14 protein-coding genes are annotated in these 16097 nt (G+C 72.9%); 7 read left to right on the top strand and 7 right to left on the bottom strand.

What is annotated here, in order from left to right:
- Window positions 1–7 precede the first annotated feature (7 nt).
- A complete protein-coding gene (locus tag KIS93_RS38990) occupies window positions 8–1612 on the bottom strand; it encodes a hypothetical protein (RefSeq protein ID WP_230465592.1) in 1605 nt (534 codons plus the stop codon).
- A complete protein-coding gene (locus KIS93_RS38985) occupies window positions 1609–2391 on the bottom strand; it encodes an ABC transporter ATP-binding protein (RefSeq protein ID WP_080042945.1) in 783 nt (260 codons plus the stop codon). The genes KIS93_RS38990 and KIS93_RS38985 overlap by 4 nt, the downstream gene beginning before the upstream one ends.
- Window positions 2392–2427: 36 nt before the next feature.
- Here KIS93_RS38985 and KIS93_RS38980 point away from each other — a divergent pair, with 36 nt between their 5' ends.
- The 3 genes from KIS93_RS38980 (at window position 2428) to KIS93_RS38970 (ending at window position 5272) form a co-directional block, all read left to right on the top strand.
- Window positions 2428–4014, top strand: coding sequence for an acyl-CoA carboxylase subunit beta (locus KIS93_RS38980; protein WP_080042946.1), 1587 nt, complete (start codon window positions 2428–2430; stop codon window positions 4012–4014).
- Window positions 4011–4223, top strand: a complete 213-nt coding sequence (locus KIS93_RS38975) for an acyl-CoA carboxylase subunit epsilon (RefSeq protein WP_080042947.1) — start codon at window positions 4011–4013, stop codon at window positions 4221–4223. The genes KIS93_RS38980 and KIS93_RS38975 overlap by 4 nt, the downstream gene beginning before the upstream one ends.
- 107 nt (window positions 4224–4330) lie before the next feature.
- Window positions 4331–5272, top strand: coding sequence for an NYN domain-containing protein (locus KIS93_RS38970; RefSeq protein WP_080042948.1), 942 nt, complete (start codon window positions 4331–4333; stop codon window positions 5270–5272).
- 23 nt (window positions 5273–5295) lie between these two features.
- Here KIS93_RS38970 and KIS93_RS38965 read toward each other — a convergent pair whose 3' ends face one another.
- Entirely contained in the window at window positions 5296–6282 is a 987-nt protein-coding gene (locus tag KIS93_RS38965) for a DUF5937 family protein (RefSeq protein WP_080042949.1), read from the bottom strand.
- Window positions 6283–6342: 60 nt separating this feature from the next.
- Here KIS93_RS38965 and KIS93_RS38960 point away from each other — a divergent pair, with 60 nt between their 5' ends.
- From KIS93_RS38960 to KIS93_RS38950, 3 genes are all read left to right on the top strand, one after another.
- Complete coding sequence (locus tag KIS93_RS38960) at window positions 6343–7608, top strand: MFS transporter (RefSeq protein ID WP_080042950.1); 1266 nt, start codon at window positions 6343–6345, stop codon at window positions 7606–7608.
- A 78-nt stretch (window positions 7609–7686) separates the two neighbouring features.
- Window positions 7687–9105, top strand: coding sequence for a DNA-3-methyladenine glycosylase 2 family protein (locus KIS93_RS38955; protein WP_080042951.1), 1419 nt, complete (start codon window positions 7687–7689; stop codon window positions 9103–9105).
- The gene (locus KIS93_RS38950; protein WP_080042952.1) at window positions 9102–9608 is read left to right on the top strand and encodes a methylated-DNA--[protein]-cysteine S-methyltransferase; all 507 of its coding nucleotides are present in this window, start codon (window positions 9102–9104) and stop codon (window positions 9606–9608) included. The genes KIS93_RS38955 and KIS93_RS38950 overlap by 4 nt, the downstream gene beginning before the upstream one ends.
- A 7-nt stretch (window positions 9609–9615) precedes the next feature.
- Here KIS93_RS38950 and KIS93_RS38945 read toward each other — a convergent pair whose 3' ends face one another.
- The gene (locus KIS93_RS38945; RefSeq protein WP_080042953.1) at window positions 9616–10770 is read right to left on the bottom strand and encodes an MFS transporter; all 1155 of its coding nucleotides are present in this window, start codon (window positions 10768–10770) and stop codon (window positions 9616–9618) included.
- Window positions 10771–10862: 92 nt separating this feature from the next.
- On the opposite strand from KIS93_RS38945, the gene KIS93_RS38940 reads away from it, so the two are divergent.
- Window positions 10863–11297: a MarR family winged helix-turn-helix transcriptional regulator gene (locus KIS93_RS38940; RefSeq protein WP_080042954.1), complete on the top strand. Its 435-nt coding sequence runs from the start codon at window positions 10863–10865 to the stop codon at window positions 11295–11297.
- A gap of 91 nt (window positions 11298–11388) precedes the next feature.
- Here the strand turns inward: KIS93_RS38940 and KIS93_RS38935 are convergent, their stop codons facing one another.
- Genes KIS93_RS38935 through KIS93_RS66015 form a run of 3 tightly spaced genes read right to left on the bottom strand, consistent with a single transcriptional unit; the run spans window position 11389 to window position 16030 of the window.
- Window positions 11389–12333, bottom strand: coding sequence for a hypothetical protein (locus KIS93_RS38935; RefSeq protein WP_230465593.1), 945 nt, complete (start codon window positions 12331–12333; stop codon window positions 11389–11391).
- Window positions 12330–12929: a hypothetical protein gene (locus tag KIS93_RS38930; protein ID WP_155128561.1), complete on the bottom strand. Its 600-nt coding sequence runs from the start codon at window positions 12927–12929 to the stop codon at window positions 12330–12332. The genes KIS93_RS38935 and KIS93_RS38930 overlap by 4 nt, the downstream gene beginning before the upstream one ends.
- Window positions 12926–16030 carry a BTAD domain-containing putative transcriptional regulator gene (locus KIS93_RS66015; RefSeq protein ID WP_230465594.1) on the bottom strand — a complete coding sequence of 1035 codons (3105 nt, stop codon included), beginning with the start codon at window positions 16028–16030 and terminating at the stop codon, window positions 12926–12928. Before KIS93_RS66015 ends, KIS93_RS38930 begins: the two co-directional genes overlap by 4 nt.
- Window positions 16031–16097 lie beyond the last annotated feature (67 nt).

The following is a 16097-nucleotide window of genomic DNA, read 5'->3' as shown; positions in this document are numbered from 1 at the left end:
CCACTGCTCAGGTGGCCTTTGAGACGGCCGCCAGCAGCTCCGGTGTACGGGCGAAGCCGATCCGCGCGGCGAGCCGACGGCCGAGCACCTCCAGGAGCAGGCCGTAGAACGGGGCGAGCACGCACACCCACGTGAGGCCGAGCAGGAGCGGCACCACGAACGGCAGCGTGAGCAGCCCGATCGCCACCATGGAGCCCATGGAGGAGGCGAGCGCGATGCCGCCCTGGCCGGGGGCGGCGCTGCTGAAGGCGTTCATCCGCTCGGGCACGCTGTACGGCAGCACCACGCTGGCCACCGACCCGACGCCGAACCCGATGCCGAGCGCGCCCCACCCGACGGGTACGGCGGCCAGGATCGCCTCGGGATGCCCGGTGAGCAGCGCGGAGGCGACGGCGAGCACGGCCAGCAGCGGCACGGCGACGGCGGAGGCGGCCAGGTGCCGCCCGGCCAGGTCGGTGGCCAGGCCGCGCTCGGAGCCGAAGGCGACGGCGTTCATCCACAGGGAGCGGCCCTCGACGCCGAACGCGTTGGCCGACTGCAGTGCCATCAGCAGCCCGCCGAAGGCGGTGAGGAGGATCGGCAGCCCGGCCGCGCCGCCGCCCGACCTGGTCAGGGAGAACGACAGCACGATCGTCACCAGGACCGCGCTGAACCAGCCGACCCGGTAGCGGGGCTCGCGCCTGATGTACTTCAGCTCCTTGGTCACCACGGCCGCCAGCGGCCCGTCCGGCAGGAACCGGTCGACGAGGCCGCTCTCCTTGCGGACGGACGCGGCCTGCGTGGAGACGTCGGGCGTGACGAGCGCGCGGCCGAGCGCCTTGATCCACAGCCAGGCCAGCGCCACGGTGAGCAGCGCCACGAAGACCACCTCGGCCAGCCCGACGAGGCCACCGTCGGCGATGGCGTGGGCGAGCATGCCGGGCGGGGTCCAGCGCAGCGCGGCGGCGAGCTGCCGCAGCACGGCTCCGGGGTCGCCGAGGCCGCCGTTCATCAGCAGGTTGGGCAGCTGGGCGAGCAGCACGACGAGCAGCGCGGCCACGGCCAGCACGTCCCGGCCGCGCCGGGTGCGCAGCCCGCTGGACAGCGCCGTCGTGATCAGCCGGGACGTCACCACGCACAGCGCGAACTGCACCAGCACGGCCGGCACCCCGAGCAGCCAGCCCCCGGCGCCGTCGGCCAGCCCGATCCAGGCGCCGAACATGACGAACAGCATCGCCACCGGCCAGACCCCGGTCACGGACGCGGTGAACAGGCCGATCGCCATCCGCCGCGTCCCCAGCGGGAACAGCGACAGCTTGGCCGGGTCGAGCGTGTCGTCCAGGCCGAACGCCATCAGCGGCACGACCATCCAGCCGAACAGGAACACGGAGAAGGCCACGATCACGAGCGCGGCCGAGAGGTCCGGCGAGGCCAGCCGCAGCAGGCCCAGCTGGAGGAAGCCGAGCACGGCGAACCAGACGGCGGCGATGAGGGTGAGGATGAAGCCGAGCTTGCGCTGGAGGTCGCCGCGCAGGTTACCGGCCATCAGGCGGAGCTTGAGCCGCGCGAACAGCGCGACGGTGCTCATCGACGAGGTGCTGACCGCGGGGGTGCTCCCGGACGGGGTGCTCATGGGCGCGGCTCGGACGGCCGGGCGCCGAGCCAGCTCAGGCCCGGCCCGCCGGTGTGCGCGGAGCGGCCGACGAGCTCCAGGAACGCCTGGTTGAGCGAGGGACGGTCGCCGCGTACGTCCGCCAAGGGGCCCTGTGCCACGATGTGGCCCGCGCTCATCACCGACACCCAGTCGCACAGCCGCTCGACCAGGTCCATCACGTGGCTGGAGAAGATGACGGTGGAGCCGGAGGCGGTGTAGCGCCGCAGCACCTCCGTCAGCGTGTCGGCGCTGACCGGGTCGACGCCCTCGAACGGCTCGTCGAGGAAGAGCACGGACGGGTTGTGCAGCAGCGCCGCGGCCAGGCCGATCTTCTTGCGCATGCCGGTGGAGTAGTCGACGACGAGCTTGTCCGCGGCGCCGGTCAGGTCCATCACGGCCAGCAGCTCGGCGGCGCGCTGCTCGACGTCGGCCTTGGGGATGCCGCGCAGCCGCCCGTTGTAGAGGAGCAGCTCGCGGCCGGACAGCCGCTCGAACAGCCGTAACCCCTCGGGCAGCACCCCGATGCGCGCCTTCACCTCCACGGGGTCGCGCCAGACGTGGAAGCCGTCGACCTCGGCGGAGCCGCCGTCGGGGCGCAGCAGCCCGGTGATCATGCTGAGGGTGGTCGTCTTGCCCGCTCCGTTGGGCCCGACCAGCCCGGCGAAGCTCCCGGCGGGGACCACGAGGTCCACCCCCGCGACGGCGATTTGCTGCCCGAATCTTTTCACGAGGGCGTGCGTGCGAACCGCGTCCGACATGGCTCCACTCTAGGAGGACGGGTTAGCCTTGCGCGCATGAGTACTGCGGAGGCGATGCCGGAGCAACCGGATATCCACACCACCGCCGGAAAGATCGCCGATCTGGAGCGGCGGCTCGACGAGGCCGTGCATGCGGGCTCGTCAGCGGCGGTGGACAAGCAGCACGCCAAGGGCAAGATGACGGCCAGGGAGCGGGTGCTGGCGCTGCTGGACGAGGGCTCGTTCGTGGAGTTCGACGAGTTCGCCCGGCACAGGTCCACTATGTTCGGGATGGAAGAGCGCCGGCCGTACGGCGACGGCGTCATCACCGGGCACGGCACGATCGACGGCCGCCAGGTGTGCGTGTTCTCGCAGGACGTGACGGTGTTCGGCGGCTCGCTCGGCGAGGTGTACGGCGAGAAGATCGTCAAGGTGCTCGACCTGGCGCTGAAGACCGGCTGCCCGATCATCGGCATCAACGAGGGCGGCGGCGCCCGCATCCAGGAGGGCGTGGTCGCGCTCGGCCTGTACGCCGAGATCTTCAAGCGCAACGTGCACGCCTCCGGCGTCATCCCGCAGATCTCGCTCATCATGGGCGCCGCGGCGGGCGGGCACGTCTACTCCCCCGCGCTGACCGACTTCGTGGTGATGGTGGACCAGACGTCGCACATGTTCATCACGGGGCCCGACGTGATCAAGACGGTGACCGGCGAGGAGGTCACGTTCGAGGAGCTGGGCGGGGCGCACGCGCACAACACCCGCTCGGGGGTGGCCCACTACCAGGCGTCCGACGAGCAGGACGCGCTGGAGTACGTCAAGGCGCTGCTGTCGTACCTGCCGTCGAACAACCTGGACGAGGCTCCGGCGTACGAGCCGGTCACCGACCTCGACCCGGATCCGGCGCTGGACGAGGTGATCCCCGACTCGCCGAACCAGCCGTACGACATGCGCCAGGTGATCGAGCACGTGCTGGACGACGGGGAGTTCCTGGAGGTCCACGCGCTGTTCGCGCCGAACGTGGTGGTCGGGTACGGGCGGCTGGACGGCCAGCCGGTGGGCGTGGTGGCCAACCAGCCCATGCATTTCGCCGGATGTCTGGATATCAACGCATCCGAGAAGGCCGCGAGATTTATTCGAACATGTGATGCGTTTAATATTCCTATCCTGACTTTTGTAGATGTGCCGGGTTTCCTGCCCGGTACCGATCAGGAATGGAACGGAATCATCCGGCGCGGCGCCAAGCTCCTGTACGCCTACGCCGAGGCCACCGTCCCGCTGATCACGGTCATCACCCGCAAGGCGTACGGCGGCGCGTACGACGTCATGGGCTCCAAGCACCTCGGCGCGGACATCAACCTGGCCTGGCCCACCGCGCAGATCGCGGTCATGGGGGCGCAGGGCGCGGTCAACATCCTGCACCGGCGCAGGCTCGCCGCCGCCGCCGACCCCGAGGCCGAGCGGGCCGCCCTCGTCACCGAGTACGAGGACACCCTGGCCAACCCGTACATCGCGGCCGAGCGCGGCTACGTGGACGCGGTGATCCGGCCGTCCGAAACCCGGCCCCAGGTCATCAGGGCGCTGCGGGCCCTCAGGAACAAGCGGATGACGCTGCCGCCCAAGAAGCATGGGAACATCCCGCTATGACGCCTCACCTGCGGATTGTCCGGGGCGACGCCACGCCCGAGGAGATCGCCGCGCTCACCGCCGTCCTGGCGGCGCGGCGCGCCCGGGCGGAGGCGCCCGCCGAGCCCGGAAGACAGCCGGCCCGACAAACGTGGCGAAACCCGGCTAGAGCTATGCGTAAGCCTGTCGCACCAGGGAAGTCGGCATGGCGGATGAGCGCACTACCCTAGATAGATCCTGCGAATCGGGTGTCAAGTTCCCCGGGAGTTGGGACTATCTAGAGAAAGTAGGCGTATATAGTCGGCCGATCAACTAACACCGCGGCCTGGAGGACGACATGGCCATCCCAGACCTCATGCCGCATCCTGTGGCAGCCAAGTACGCCGTCCTAGTGGATGTCGGTTATCTGTACGCGGCGGCAGGTGAGGTACTGCTCGGCGCGAAGGAGCGCAAGGAATATCGGGTGGCCGCCGATGAGCTCATCCAGAGTCTACAGAAACATGCAGAGGAACGCATTTCGGGCGAACTTCTGCGGATCTATTGGTATGACGCAGCCCGTGATCGCGTGCCTACCGTCGACCAGCGTGTCATCGCTCAGCTTCCGTGGGTCAAGGTGCGACTCGGCAACCTGAACGCCCGCGGCCAGCAGAAGGGTGTCGACGCACAGATCCGGAGTGATCTGGAGGCCCTGGCCAGGCATCATGCGGTCACCGACACGATCCTGCTGGCAGGTGATGAGGACATGGTCCCGGCGGTGGAGGCGGCGCAGGCGTACGGCGTGCGCATCCACCTGTGGGGCGTCGAACCGCCGTACGGCACCAACCAGGCCGAACGCCTGGTGTGGGAGTCCGACACCGTCGAAGTGATCAGTGCTGATTTCCTAAGACCGTTTTTCAGCCGTGCTCCCCAGCCCGTTCCCGTCCCACCGCCCGCCGCCGCACCCTCGCCCGCGCAGGTCTTCGCCGGGCGCGCCCCCGTCAAACCGCACGCCAAGCCCGGCCAGGTCGCCAAGCTCGGGCCGAGCCGGCCCCGCGTGGAGGACGTGGGCGAGCACGTGGCCCAGAAGTGGATCCTCACCCGTGGCCGCGACAACATCCGCGACCTGCTGCCGGGGCCCATCCTGCCCACCGTGATCGACACCGAGCTGCTGATCGAGGCGGAGAAGGAGCTCGGGCACTCGCTGCGGCCCTACCCGGAGGCGCGGGTGTGGCTGCGTGATGGGTTCTGGGCGCGGGTCTACCGGGAGTTCGACCTGGGGGTGGGCGTCTCCTCGAAGTAGCCGTCCCGTCAAGTAGCCGACCTTCAGGAGCCGTCCTCCAGGTGGCCGTCCGCCAGGAGGGCCTCGGCGGTCGCCGTGCGGGCGTACAGCACGTAGCGTCCCGTACGGTGGGCCGTGCACAGGCCCGCCCGGCGCAGGGCGGTGAGGTGCTGGTTCGCGCCCGGCTCCGACAGACCGGCGCGGCGGGCCAGCTCGCGCGTCGAGGCCGGCTGGTCCAGCTCGGCCAGCAGCCGGGCGCGCGTCCTGCCCAGCACGGCCGCCAGCGCCTCCGGCGGCGCCACCTCGCGGCGCTCCCACAGCGTCGCGATGCCGCGCGGCGCGTACCGCACGGTCGGCTGGTACGGCGGCAGCGTCACCGAGAACACCCGCGGCCAGACGAACACGGACGGCACCAGCAGCAACCCGAGGCCGCGCAGCGGTCGCGGGCCCGAGACGTACCGGTGCCGGATGCTCAACGTCCCGTCGTGCCAGGTGACGGCCTCGTCGAGGTCGGCCAGCATGCGCTGCGCGCCGCCCTCCGCCAGCAGCCTGGCCCGGTAGAGGATCTCGCCCTCCAGCAGGGCTCTGATCCGCGGCCAGTACGGCGCCATCGCGGCCCGCCAGAAGTCCGTGACCTCGCCGGCCAGGCGTTCCAGCCCCTTCTCCGGGTCGTCGTAGAGCGCCTGCACCCGTTTCGTGCGGGGACCTGGCACCTCGTCCAGATCCGCGCGGACCCGTCCGGCCGCGCCCCGCATCGTGGCCAGCTCCAGCTCCAAGTCCGGCATGGACGTGGACGGCGGCGTGCAGGTGAAGCCCGCGATCGTGATCGTCGGCATCGGCACCAGGTCCGACAGCAGCCCCCACTCGACGTCGCGCAGGCGCCGCCGCACCTGCTCGGCCCAGGGGCGCAGCAGCGGGTGCGCCGCCGGGTCCTTCGCCACCCGCACGGCGGCCACGACCTCGCCCAGCGGGGAGATCGCGAAGCGGATGTTCGCGAGGTCGGGCGCGGTGAAGACGAGGTCGAGAGTCATTGGATTCGCGCCTCACTTAATCGATGGCACCTTTGCCGACATTTCACCATCGTGGCGGTCATGTCAACGACGGTGAAGGAAGAGCCGCTGCTGCGGCTTCGCGGCTTCCGCAACCTCTTCGTGGCCGGCGCGGTCAGCCAGCTCGGCTCCCAGATCAGCTACGTCGCCCTGCCCCTGCTCGCCGTGACCGCCCTCGGCGCCGGCGCGGGCGAGGTCGGGCTGCTCTCGGCGCTCGGGACGCTCACCGTGCTGCTGCTCGGGCTGCCCGCCGGCGCCTGGGTGGACCGGGTGCGGCGGCGCCCCCTCATGATCGCCACCGACCTGCTCCGGGCCGCCGTGCTGCTGTCGGTCCCGCTCGCGTGGTGGGCCGGCCAGCTGTCCATGGGGCACCTGTACGTCGTCGCCGTGCTCACCGGGGCCGGGACGCTGCTGTTCGACGTCGCCGCGTACAGCATCGTGCCGGCGCTGGTGGGGCGGGAGCGGCTCACGCCCGCGAACACGCTGCTCGTCGGCACCGGGGCCGGGATGGACGTGGCCGGGCGCAGCGCGGCCGGGGTGCTCGTGCAGGTGGCGGGGGCGCCGGTGGCGATCCTGCTGGACGCGCTGAGCTACGTGTGGTCGGCGGCCTGGCTCCGCACCGTCCCGGAGCCCGGCGGGGCACGGCGGGGCTGCGCGGACGACCCGATGGAGCGGCCGGAGCCGATGGAGCGGCAGGAGCCGATGGGGCGGCAGATCGCGGAGGGGGTGCGTTTCCTCTTCGGCAACCCGATCCTCGTCACCGCCCTGCTCCAGGGCACGATGGCCAACCTCGCGTTCCCGCTCTGCTCCGTCCTGCTCCCGGTCGTCCTCGTCCAGCAGCTCGGCCACCCCGAGTGGGTGGTGGGTGCGTACCTGGCCGCCGGCGGGCTCGGCGTGCTGGCGGGCTCGGCCGGCGCGAACGCCATCGGCCGCCGGCTCGGCACCGGGCGGGCCGCCTGGCTGGCGAGTGTCGTCACCACGCCCGCCGCGCTCGTCGTGCCGCTCCTGACCTGGGGCGGGCCGTGGGTGTGGGCGAGCGCGGCGGCCTGGTTCGTCCTGACGTTCCGCACCGGGCTCAACAACGTGCTGCTGGTCAGCCTGCGGCAGCGGGTCACGCCGGACGCCATGCTGGGCCGGATGACGGCCACGATGCGGTTGCTCCTGACCGGCGCGCTCGGGGCGGGCGGGCTGCTCGCGGCCGGCGTCGGCGAGCTGTGGGGCGCGGGCGCCGCGATGGCGCTCGGCGCCGCCGTCATGGCGCTGAGCTGGCTCCCCTATGTCCGATCCCCGCTACGCCACGAGCCGTAGACGGCAGCTCCGGGGCTCGGACGTTCGCGTCCGAAATCCGCCAGTCGGTCCCCTTGGGGAGCGCATACTGTCGGAGACATGTCGCCACTAGAGCTCGACTTCGACTCCTGCTACCGGGCCGTCTCCTCCAGGGACGCCCGGTTCGACGGGCGGTTCTACACGGCGGTGACGACGACGCGCATCTACTGCCGTCCCATCTGCCCGGCCCGCACCCCTTCGGCGCGCAACGTGCGCTTCTACCGGCACGCGGCGTCGGCGGAGGCGGCCGGGTTCCGGCCGTGCAAGCGCTGCCGCCCGGAGCTGTCGCCCGGCGACCCCGGCTGGGACGTGCGCGGCGACCTCGTCGGGCGGGCGCTGCGGCTCATCGACGACGGGGCGGCCGACGAGCAGGGCGTCGCCGGGCTCGCGCAGCGCCTGCACATCACCGAGCGGCACCTGCACCGGCTGTTCGTGACCGAGCTGGGCGTCGGGCCGCTGGCGGTGGCCAGGACGAAGCGGCTGCTGCTGGCCAAGCAGCTCCTGACGGAGACGGCGCTGCCGGTGACCGAGGTGGCGTTCGCGGCCGGGTTCGGCAGCGTGCGGCAGTTCAACGCGACGATGCGGGAGACGTACGGTTTCACGCCGAGCGAGCTGCGCGCCACGGCCGGCCCCCGGGCCCGGAACCCTGAAGCCACGAAAGGGACCGGGGCGGGAGGTGCGACGTTGCGGCTGCGGCTGCACCGGCGGGAGCCGTACGACGTGGACGGCGTCTTCGCCTTCCTCGCCTCCCGGGCGATCCCCGGCCTGGAGGTGGCCGACCTCACCTCGTACGCCAGGGCCGTGCCCGGCGGGACGATCACGCTCACGCCTCGGCGCGACCACATCGCGCTGGACGTGAGCGTGGCCGACACCCGCCAGCTCGCCCGCGTCGTGGCCCGCTGCCGCCGTCTGCTCGACCTGGACGCCGACCCGGAGGCCATCGCGCAGGCACTCGGCCCGACCTCGCTCGGCCCGCTCGTCGCGGCCCGGCCGGGGCTGCGGGTGCCGGGCGCGTTCGACGGGTTCGAGCTGGCGGTGCGCGCGGTCGTGGGCCAGCAGATCTCGGTGGCGGGCGCCCGTACGCTGCTCGGCCGGATCGTCGCCAGGGCCGCCGCGCCGGACGGCCTCTTCCCCACGCCCGCGCGTCTCCTGGACACCGACCTGACCGGGCTCGGCCTGACGGGCCGCCGGATCGACACGCTCAAGGACCTCGCCGCCCGCGTGGCCCACGGCCACATCGACCTGGACGGCGGCCAGGACCCGGCCGAGGCCGTGGCCGAGCTGCTGGAGGTTCGCGGCATCGGCCCGTGGACGGCCAGCTACATCGCGCTGCGCGCGCTGCGCGACCCGGACGCGTGGCCCACGGGCGACCTCGTGCTGAACAAGCGCATGGCCGCCCTGGGCATCCCCCATGACCACATCGAGCGGTGGCGCCCGTGGCGGGCGTACGCCGCCCTGCATCTTTGGAGCTCCTCATGATCGCTGCCCAGCTCGTACCGACGCCGGTGGGCCCGCTGGCCCTGCTGGCCCGCGAGGGCGTGCTGGTCGCGGCCGGCTTCACCGCCGACCCGACGGACATGTTCGCCCGGCTCACGCCCGCGCTCCAGGCGGAGGGCCTGGAGGTCGTGGACGACCTCGGCCTCGCGGCCGAGGCGTCCCGCGCGTACTTCGACGGCGACCTGCACGCGCTGGACGCCGTCCCGGTCTCGCAGCCCGGCTCGCCCACCCGCAAGCGCCTGCACGCGGCGTTGCGCGAGGTCAAGGCCGGAACGACCGTCTCCTACGCGGAGCTGGCGGAGCGGGCGGGCATGCCGCGAACGGCGGCACGGGCGGCGGGCTCGGCCTGCGCGCAGAACCTGATCGCCCCGTTCGTCCCGTGCCATCGGGTGTTGCCCACAGGAGGCGGGTACGGCGGGTACTACTACGGCGTGCCGGTGAAGGAGTGGCTGATCGCCCACGAGAACGGCGGCATCGCCACGTGACGGCCGGTCAGGCGGGCACGAGCCGCCGGGCCTGCACCCCCGCGACCCCCGCCACGCCCAGCCCCACCAGGCCGAGCAGGGCGGCCGTCCAGGCGGGGGCGGTGTAGCCGAGACCGGCGTCGATGGTGAGGCCGGCCGCGAACGAGCCGATGGCGTTGCCCAGGTTGAAGGCGCCGATGTTGGCGGCCGAGGCCAGGGTGGGGGCGCCCGCGGCGGCGTCCAGGACGCGGGTCTGCAGGGGCGGGACGGTCGCGAAGGCGGCCACGCCGAACAGCGTGATCGTCACGACGAAGGGGATCTGACTGGCCGAGACGAGCGCCACGACGACGGCGAGCAGGGTGAGCAGGCCGACCGAGCCGTAGATGCTGGGCATGACGGCGCGGTCGGCCAGCTTGCCGCCGATGAGGTTGCCGACGACGAGCCCGACGCCGAAGACGGCCATCACGACCGGCACCGCGCCGGGCGAGAAGCCGCCGACGCCGGTCATGATCGGCGCGATGAACGTGATGACGGCGAAGACCGGGGCGAAGCCGAAGACGGTCATGGCCAGCGCGAGCCAGACGCCGGCCTTGCGGAAGGTGGCGAGCTCGCGCAGCAGGCCGCCGCCCGCGGGCCGGGGCTGGCGCGGCACGAGGGTCAGCACGCCCACGAAGCCGACGACGCCGATGGCGACGACGACCCAGAACGTGGCCCGCCACCCGGCCGCCTGCCCGATCCACGTGCCGAGCGGCACGCCGAGCACGTTGGCCAGCGTCAGGCCGGTGAACATGAGGGCGATGGCACTGGCCCGCTTCTGCGGGGCGACCAGGTCGGCGGCCACGACGGAGCCGACCCCGAAGTAGGCGCCGTGGGCGAAGGCGGCCAGGACGCGGCCGACCATCAGCACGCCGTACGAGGGGGCCAGCGCCGACAGCAGGTTGCCGGCGATGAACAGCACCATCAGGGCGAGCAGCATGGTCTTGCGCGACAGCCGGCCGCCGAGCATGGTGAGCGGCGGCCCGCCGACGGCCACACCCAGGGCGTACCCGGAGACCAGCAGGCCGGCGGCCGGGATCGTCACGCCGAAGTCCGTGGCCAGCTCGGGCAGCAGCCCGTTGATGATGAACTCCGTGGTTCCGATGCCGAAGGCGCTGATCGCGAGGGCGAACAGGGCGAGAGGCATAGAATTCTCCTCAGACGACGTTAGTAGGCGTACACATTATTTGCACACGCCGACTAACTGACAATACAACGATGTCGGAGGAGGCTGTCCACATGCCCATAGCCGATGACGCCGTCGAGGCACGTGCGCAGGGCTGGCGCACCCTCGCGGCGCTGCACGCCAAGATCGAGGACCGGCTGGAGAAGGCCCTGCAGAAGGAGCACGAGCTGAGCGTCAGCGAGTACACCGTGCTCGACGTGCTGGCCAGGCAGGACGGCTGGCACATGCGCATGCAGCAGCTCGCCAGGGCCGTGGTGCTCAGCCAGAGCGCCACCACGCGCCTGGTGACCCGGCTGGAGAACCGCGGGCTGCTGCGCCGCTACCTGTGCGAGGACGACCGCCGCGGCATCTACTCCGAGGTCACGCCGACGGGCCGGGAGCTGCTGGAACGCGCGCAGCCGACGCACGACACCGTGCTGAAGGAGGTGCTGGCCGAGGCCGCCGAACAACCGGAGCTGGCCCCGCTGACCACCGTCCTCACCACCTGAGGATCACCCGGCAGGTGCCTGAGGGTCACCCGGCGGGCGCCTGAGGGTCACCCGGCGGGCGCCTGAGGGTCACCCGGCGGGCGCCTGAGGGTCATCCGGGGGGCGCCGTGACGTTGCTCTGGATCTCGCCGACCGGCACGTCCCGCGCCGTCTGCAGCTGCACGGGCGCGAACTGGAACGGCACCACGCCGCCCTGCGCCTGCACCTCCACCGGCCACACGGTGGTCACGGTCAGCGTGTACTTCTCGCGCGGCTGGTCGATCGACGCGCGCAGGTATCGCACGCCGCAGGTGAACGGCGCGCCCTTCGTGTACGCCTTGCCGGCCGCCCCGCAGCCGCTCTCGGTCACCTCGGCCCGGTCCCGCGTCGTCCCCGGGTCGATCTCGATGTTCTTGAGAGTGGCCACCAGGGTCACGCTCATGACGCCCGGCAGCTCCGCCGTGACCGTGCGGCGCGGCTCGCCCACGCCCTCCAGCCACACGAAGGTGGGCAGGTTGACGTAGCTCTTGGCGTCGGGGCTCAGCTTGATCGTCGGCTCCGGCACGGTCAGCGCGGCGCGGGCGATCTGCGCGAGCTGCTCGATCGTCAGGCCCGAGGGCGGCGTGGTGCCGGTGGGCACGAAGATGAACTGCTCCAGGTTCGTCCAGCAGGCCACGCCGTTCGGGTCGGCCTCGTTCAGGCCGGGCAGCCACCAGCGGCCGTCCTGCCCGATCTTGTCCTTGAACTGCTGGATGAACGCCTGGAAGCTCTCCTCGTCAATGCGCGCCCGGTTCGCCGCGTCGCGGCCCTCGCTGCGCTGGCGCAGCATCTCCTCCGGGGTCGGCCCCGGCTCGTACCAGCACGGGCGCGGGATGCGGTAGCCGTCGCCGCTGCCGCCGCTGACGTCGCCGCTGACCCTGATGCTGGTGTGTTTGCCGCGCCAGCCCACCGTGTTGCCGGACTGTTCCTTCTGCTGCGTGGTTTGGTCGCCGGGGCCCGGGACCACCGGGTCGAGGAGCAGCGGCGCCATCAACAGGGCCGCGAGCCAGGCTTTCATCGGGTGCATCTCTCTCTGGAGGTGACGTAGGTCCTGATGCGCCACACCCCGTCGTCGCCGCGGCGGGCGGCCACACTCTGGCCGTAGGGGGTGCGCAACCACTCTGGCTGGGGTCTGATGGCCTGCCCGTCACGGGTGGAGACCATCCGGATCCCTGATTCGTCCACACATGCGTCGATCTGAGCGCCCTTGCCCACGCGCGCGCTGACCCGCAGGTTGTACAGCCGCCCGACCCCGCGCATCGACCACCGCGCGTCCGCGAACGACTGCACCCACTCACTGGCCTGCACCGCGGCGTCGAGCTCCAGACCGTCCTTGTAGACGCTCCGCCGCTCCACCACCGCCCTGCGGGTGCCGACGTACTGGTCGACCATGACCTTGAGCAGCGGATCCGGGTTCGCGGGCCACTCGACGCGGGCCCGCAGGCCCGCCGCCACCTGGATCGTCTCCGGCCCCGACGGCAAGCCGGCCTCGCGGGTCGTCGCCCGGGGCGTGCTACTCGCCGTCGTAGCGCTCTCCTGCGGCCGGTACGGCCGCTCCGGGGCCGCACAACCCGCCGCGAGCAGCACGCACACCATGATCACCGCACGTCTCATGCCGACGACTCCCTCACCACATGGATGCGCCACGTGGGCAGCAGCTCCTCGATCAACGCCTCGGTCTCGGGGGCCATCGCGCCTCCGTACGGGTGCGAGGCCGCCCGCCTGGTCAGGCCCTCGACGACGGCGCGCAGGCGGACCGTGTCCTGCGTCGCGTGCGTGGCACGCAGCAGGTCCCGCCACAGGCTCTCGTCGTCGGGGGCCAGCAGCAGCGCCGCCCGTACGGCGGCCACCGCCGCGTCCGGCTGGCCGTGCGCGAGCCGCAGCTCGCACAGGTGGTGGGCGGCGTCGGCCACGGCCGCGGTCACGTCGTACTCCAGGTCGTCGTCCGTCAGCCAGGCGTACCGGCCGGGGCCGCGGGCCGCCAGCAGCGGGCCGCGCACCAGGCCGAGCGCCTTCTCCAGCAGCACGGCCCGGGCCGTCGGGTCGCCCTGCGAGCGGCGCACGAGCTCGCGGAACAACGCCCAGTCCGTACGCACGCCGGGCCCCAGCCGCAGCCGACCCGCCTCGTCGGTCAGCAGATGCTCGGGCCCCAGCCACTGGGCGACCCTGGCGATCGTGGCGTCCCTGACCAGGTCCTGCACGCCGCGCGGCCACAACACGCCGCCGAGCACCACGGGATGCACGCCGCCCACGTGCGTGGCCAGGTACACCAGCAGCTCCGTGGCCAGTTCCATCCGGCCTTCCTCCAGCGGCGGCAGGCCGGCGATCTCCACGGGGCCGAGGATCCTGATCTCGACGGCCGGCGGGTGCAGCCCCGCCAGCGGCTCCGGCTCGGGGATCGCCTCGCCCTCCAGCCGGCCGGCGGTGCGGAACAGGTCGATCAGCGCCTGGTAGTGGCGGCGCGGCAGGAGCTGGGCGGCCACCTCGAAGCCCAGCTCGGCGATCCGCGCCCGGCCGTCGTCGGCGATCTCCAGCGTCCAGGTGGCGTGCGGGACCTCGCCGGCCACCACGTACCCGGCGGTGTCGCGGCGGGCCAGCAGCGCCAGGCGGCGGGCCTCCTCGTGCGTCGGCGCCACGGCCGACAGCAGGTAGTGGGCGCGGCTCGGGCTGCCGGTGATGCGGCCGGTCAGCACCTCGCCGCGCGGCGCCGCGCCGGCCTCCAGCTCGGGCAGCACCTCGGCCAGGCTGCCGACCGCCCTGACCCGGCCCGGCGCGATGGCGGTCAGCTCGCCGCCGAACCCGACGAGCGTGACGCGCATCCGGTCCGACCACAGGTTCGTGGCCAGCTCGACCGCGAGGGCGGCCAGGGCGGCGGTGGTGTGGGCGCCGCGCACGTTGATCAGGCCCTGCGCGGCCTCCAGGTCGATCAGCACCCGCCCGGCGGCATCCGTCCCGATCGAGACCAGCCCGGGATACGGCGCCCCGCCCGGCCGCGCCGCCTCCTCGGGACGCGCACCGGCGTCCGGTGGCGGAGGTGCGGGCGTCCGGGCCCGGATGTCGGGGTACGGGATCTTGCCGGACCCGGACGCCGCCCGCCCCGCCTGATACGGCAGGTACGGCCGATACGGTGCCCCACCCGGCCGCCCCCCTGCCTCAGCAGGGGTGGCCGAGGCCGGTCGCGCCCGGTCATCAGGGGACGCGGCCGGTCGTGCACGGCCATCAGGGAAGGCGGCGCCGGCCGGTCGGGTCGGGCTTTCATGGGCGCCGGGCGGCCGAGTCCGGCTCTCAGCGGCACTGGCCGGCCGGGTCTGGCTCTCAAAGGCGTCGGGCGGCCGGCTGCGCGGGTCGGGCAGGAGGCGGGCCTCGTGGGCGGGCAGGCGCCAGATCTGGCCGCCGTCCGCCGCCGTCCACGGCGCGGGCGGGTGCTCGTCCGGCGGGTGGATCCACAGGTCGAGCGAGCGGGCCGACAGGTGCGCCCCGTACACGACGGGCGGCGTGCGGCGCTGGGCGGCCAGCTCGGCGCCGAGCATCCGCAGCCCCACGTCGAGGACGCGGGCGCCCGGCGCGTCGCTCCCGAGCCGGAGCGCGAGCTCGGCCTGGGCGGCGTCGTCGCGCGGCCGGGCGATCCGGCGCCCGGCCGGCCGCCGCCAGAGCTGCTCCCTGCGCCGCCTGGCCAGCACGAGCAGCAGCCCGGCGGCGGCCAGGGAGGCGGCGGCGAGGTACTGGGTCAGCTCGCCGCTCTGGCCCCCGGTGATGACGACGGGCTGCCGGTCCGTCGGCGTCTCGTCCTCCTGCCGGCCGGCGTGCTTGCCGCCCCGCTGCTCCGAGCGCTGGTCAGAGTGCCGATCCGGGTGCCGATCCGGGTGCTGATCGGGCTGGCGGTGCCGCGCCTCGCCCCGCTCGGCGGCGCCGGAGCCCCGGTCCACGTGCGCCCGGCCGGGGTGCTCGCGCAGCGTCTGCTCGCGCGGCTGGTCGGCGGGCACGATGTGGACGTGCCGGGCGTCGTCCGGCATGTCGAGCACCCAGCCGGGCCTGATCAGGTCGGCCATCCGCAGGCGGGTGCCGTCGGGCTGCTCCTTGGCCTGATTGAGCCGGTAGATCTCGGGGTAGCGGCGGCCGTCGCCCAGGCACTTCTCCGCGATCTCCCACAGGCTCTCGTGGTGGCGGCCGTGCGGCGGCTGCACCACGTACACCTTCTTGGTCTTGGGCGTCTCCAGCGTCTGCTCGACGATCGGCGCCGAGTACGCGACCGCCGTCACCGGCGGGGCGGCGGGCGTCGGGGCGAGCTTCACCAGCGGCGCCACCATCGCGCCCGCCGTGAACAGCAGCAGCACCGCCGAGACGAGCTTGTTGGCGAGCAGCTGCATCCCGCCGGAGAGCGGCACGCGGGCGGGCATGCCGACCCGGCGGACGCCGGCGTACACCTCGACCAGCACGCACATGAAGAGCTGGAACCAGGCGCCCCACACCACCAGCACCAGGACGCCCATGATCGTGGTGTAGTCGACCTTGCCGGCCCACACGGCGGGGTCGAGCAGCTCGGGCGCGACGGGCGGGCCGACGTAGGTGAGCAGCGCGTACGGCACGCCGCCCACCAGCGCGACCAGCACGATCAGCGCGGCGAGCCCGGCGAGCACGTCGCCGGGGCGCCGCCTGGCGGGGACGCGCACGGGAACGTGACGTCCGGGCGGGCGCGCGGGCTCTCGCGTCGGCATCGCCTCTCCTTTCCCCGGTCCAGCGTCGTGGCTGTGGTGTCCCGCTTCCATCGAGTGGCGGGATTCG

This window comes from [Actinomadura] parvosata subsp. kistnae, assembly GCF_900323885.1.
Lineage (GTDB): Bacteria > Actinomycetota > Actinomycetes > Streptosporangiales > Streptosporangiaceae > Nonomuraea > Nonomuraea composti.
The sequence above is the reverse complement of the archived record's forward strand: the minus strand, read 5'-3'. Positions and strand labels throughout refer to the sequence as shown.

What these genes read in the sequence shown, in the direction of transcription:
- KIS93_RS38945 (WP_080042953.1), bottom strand. Translation starts at nt 10,770, where the DNA reads ATGCCTCTCGCCCTGTTCGCCCTCGCGATCAGCGCCTTCGGCATCGGA.
- KIS93_RS66015 (WP_230465594.1), bottom strand. Translation starts at nt 16,030, where the DNA reads ATGCCGACGCGAGAGCCCGCGCGCCCGCCCGGACGTCACGTTCCCGTG.
- KIS93_RS38975 (WP_080042947.1), top strand. Translation starts at nt 4,011, where the DNA reads ATGACGCCTCACCTGCGGATTGTCCGGGGCGACGCCACGCCCGAGGAG.
- KIS93_RS38940 (WP_080042954.1), top strand. Translation starts at nt 10,863, where the DNA reads ATGCCCATAGCCGATGACGCCGTCGAGGCACGTGCGCAGGGCTGGCGC.
- KIS93_RS38980 (WP_080042946.1), top strand. Translation starts at nt 2,428, where the DNA reads ATGAGTACTGCGGAGGCGATGCCGGAGCAACCGGATATCCACACCACC.
- KIS93_RS38965 (WP_080042949.1), bottom strand. Translation starts at nt 6,282, where the DNA reads ATGACTCTCGACCTCGTCTTCACCGCGCCCGACCTCGCGAACATCCGC.
- KIS93_RS38950 (WP_080042952.1), top strand. Translation starts at nt 9,102, where the DNA reads ATGATCGCTGCCCAGCTCGTACCGACGCCGGTGGGCCCGCTGGCCCTG.
- KIS93_RS38990 (WP_230465592.1), bottom strand. Translation starts at nt 1,612, where the DNA reads ATGAGCACCCCGTCCGGGAGCACCCCCGCGGTCAGCACCTCGTCGATG.
- KIS93_RS38930 (WP_155128561.1), bottom strand. Translation starts at nt 12,929, where the DNA reads ATGAGACGTGCGGTGATCATGGTGTGCGTGCTGCTCGCGGCGGGTTGT.
- KIS93_RS38935 (WP_230465593.1), bottom strand. Translation starts at nt 12,333, where the DNA reads ATGAAAGCCTGGCTCGCGGCCCTGTTGATGGCGCCGCTGCTCCTCGAC.
- KIS93_RS38960 (WP_080042950.1), top strand. Translation starts at nt 6,343, where the DNA reads ATGTCAACGACGGTGAAGGAAGAGCCGCTGCTGCGGCTTCGCGGCTTC.
- KIS93_RS38985 (WP_080042945.1), bottom strand. Translation starts at nt 2,391, where the DNA reads ATGTCGGACGCGGTTCGCACGCACGCCCTCGTGAAAAGATTCGGGCAG.
- KIS93_RS38970 (WP_080042948.1), top strand. Translation starts at nt 4,331, where the DNA reads ATGGCCATCCCAGACCTCATGCCGCATCCTGTGGCAGCCAAGTACGCC.
- KIS93_RS38955 (WP_080042951.1), top strand. Translation starts at nt 7,687, where the DNA reads ATGTCGCCACTAGAGCTCGACTTCGACTCCTGCTACCGGGCCGTCTCC.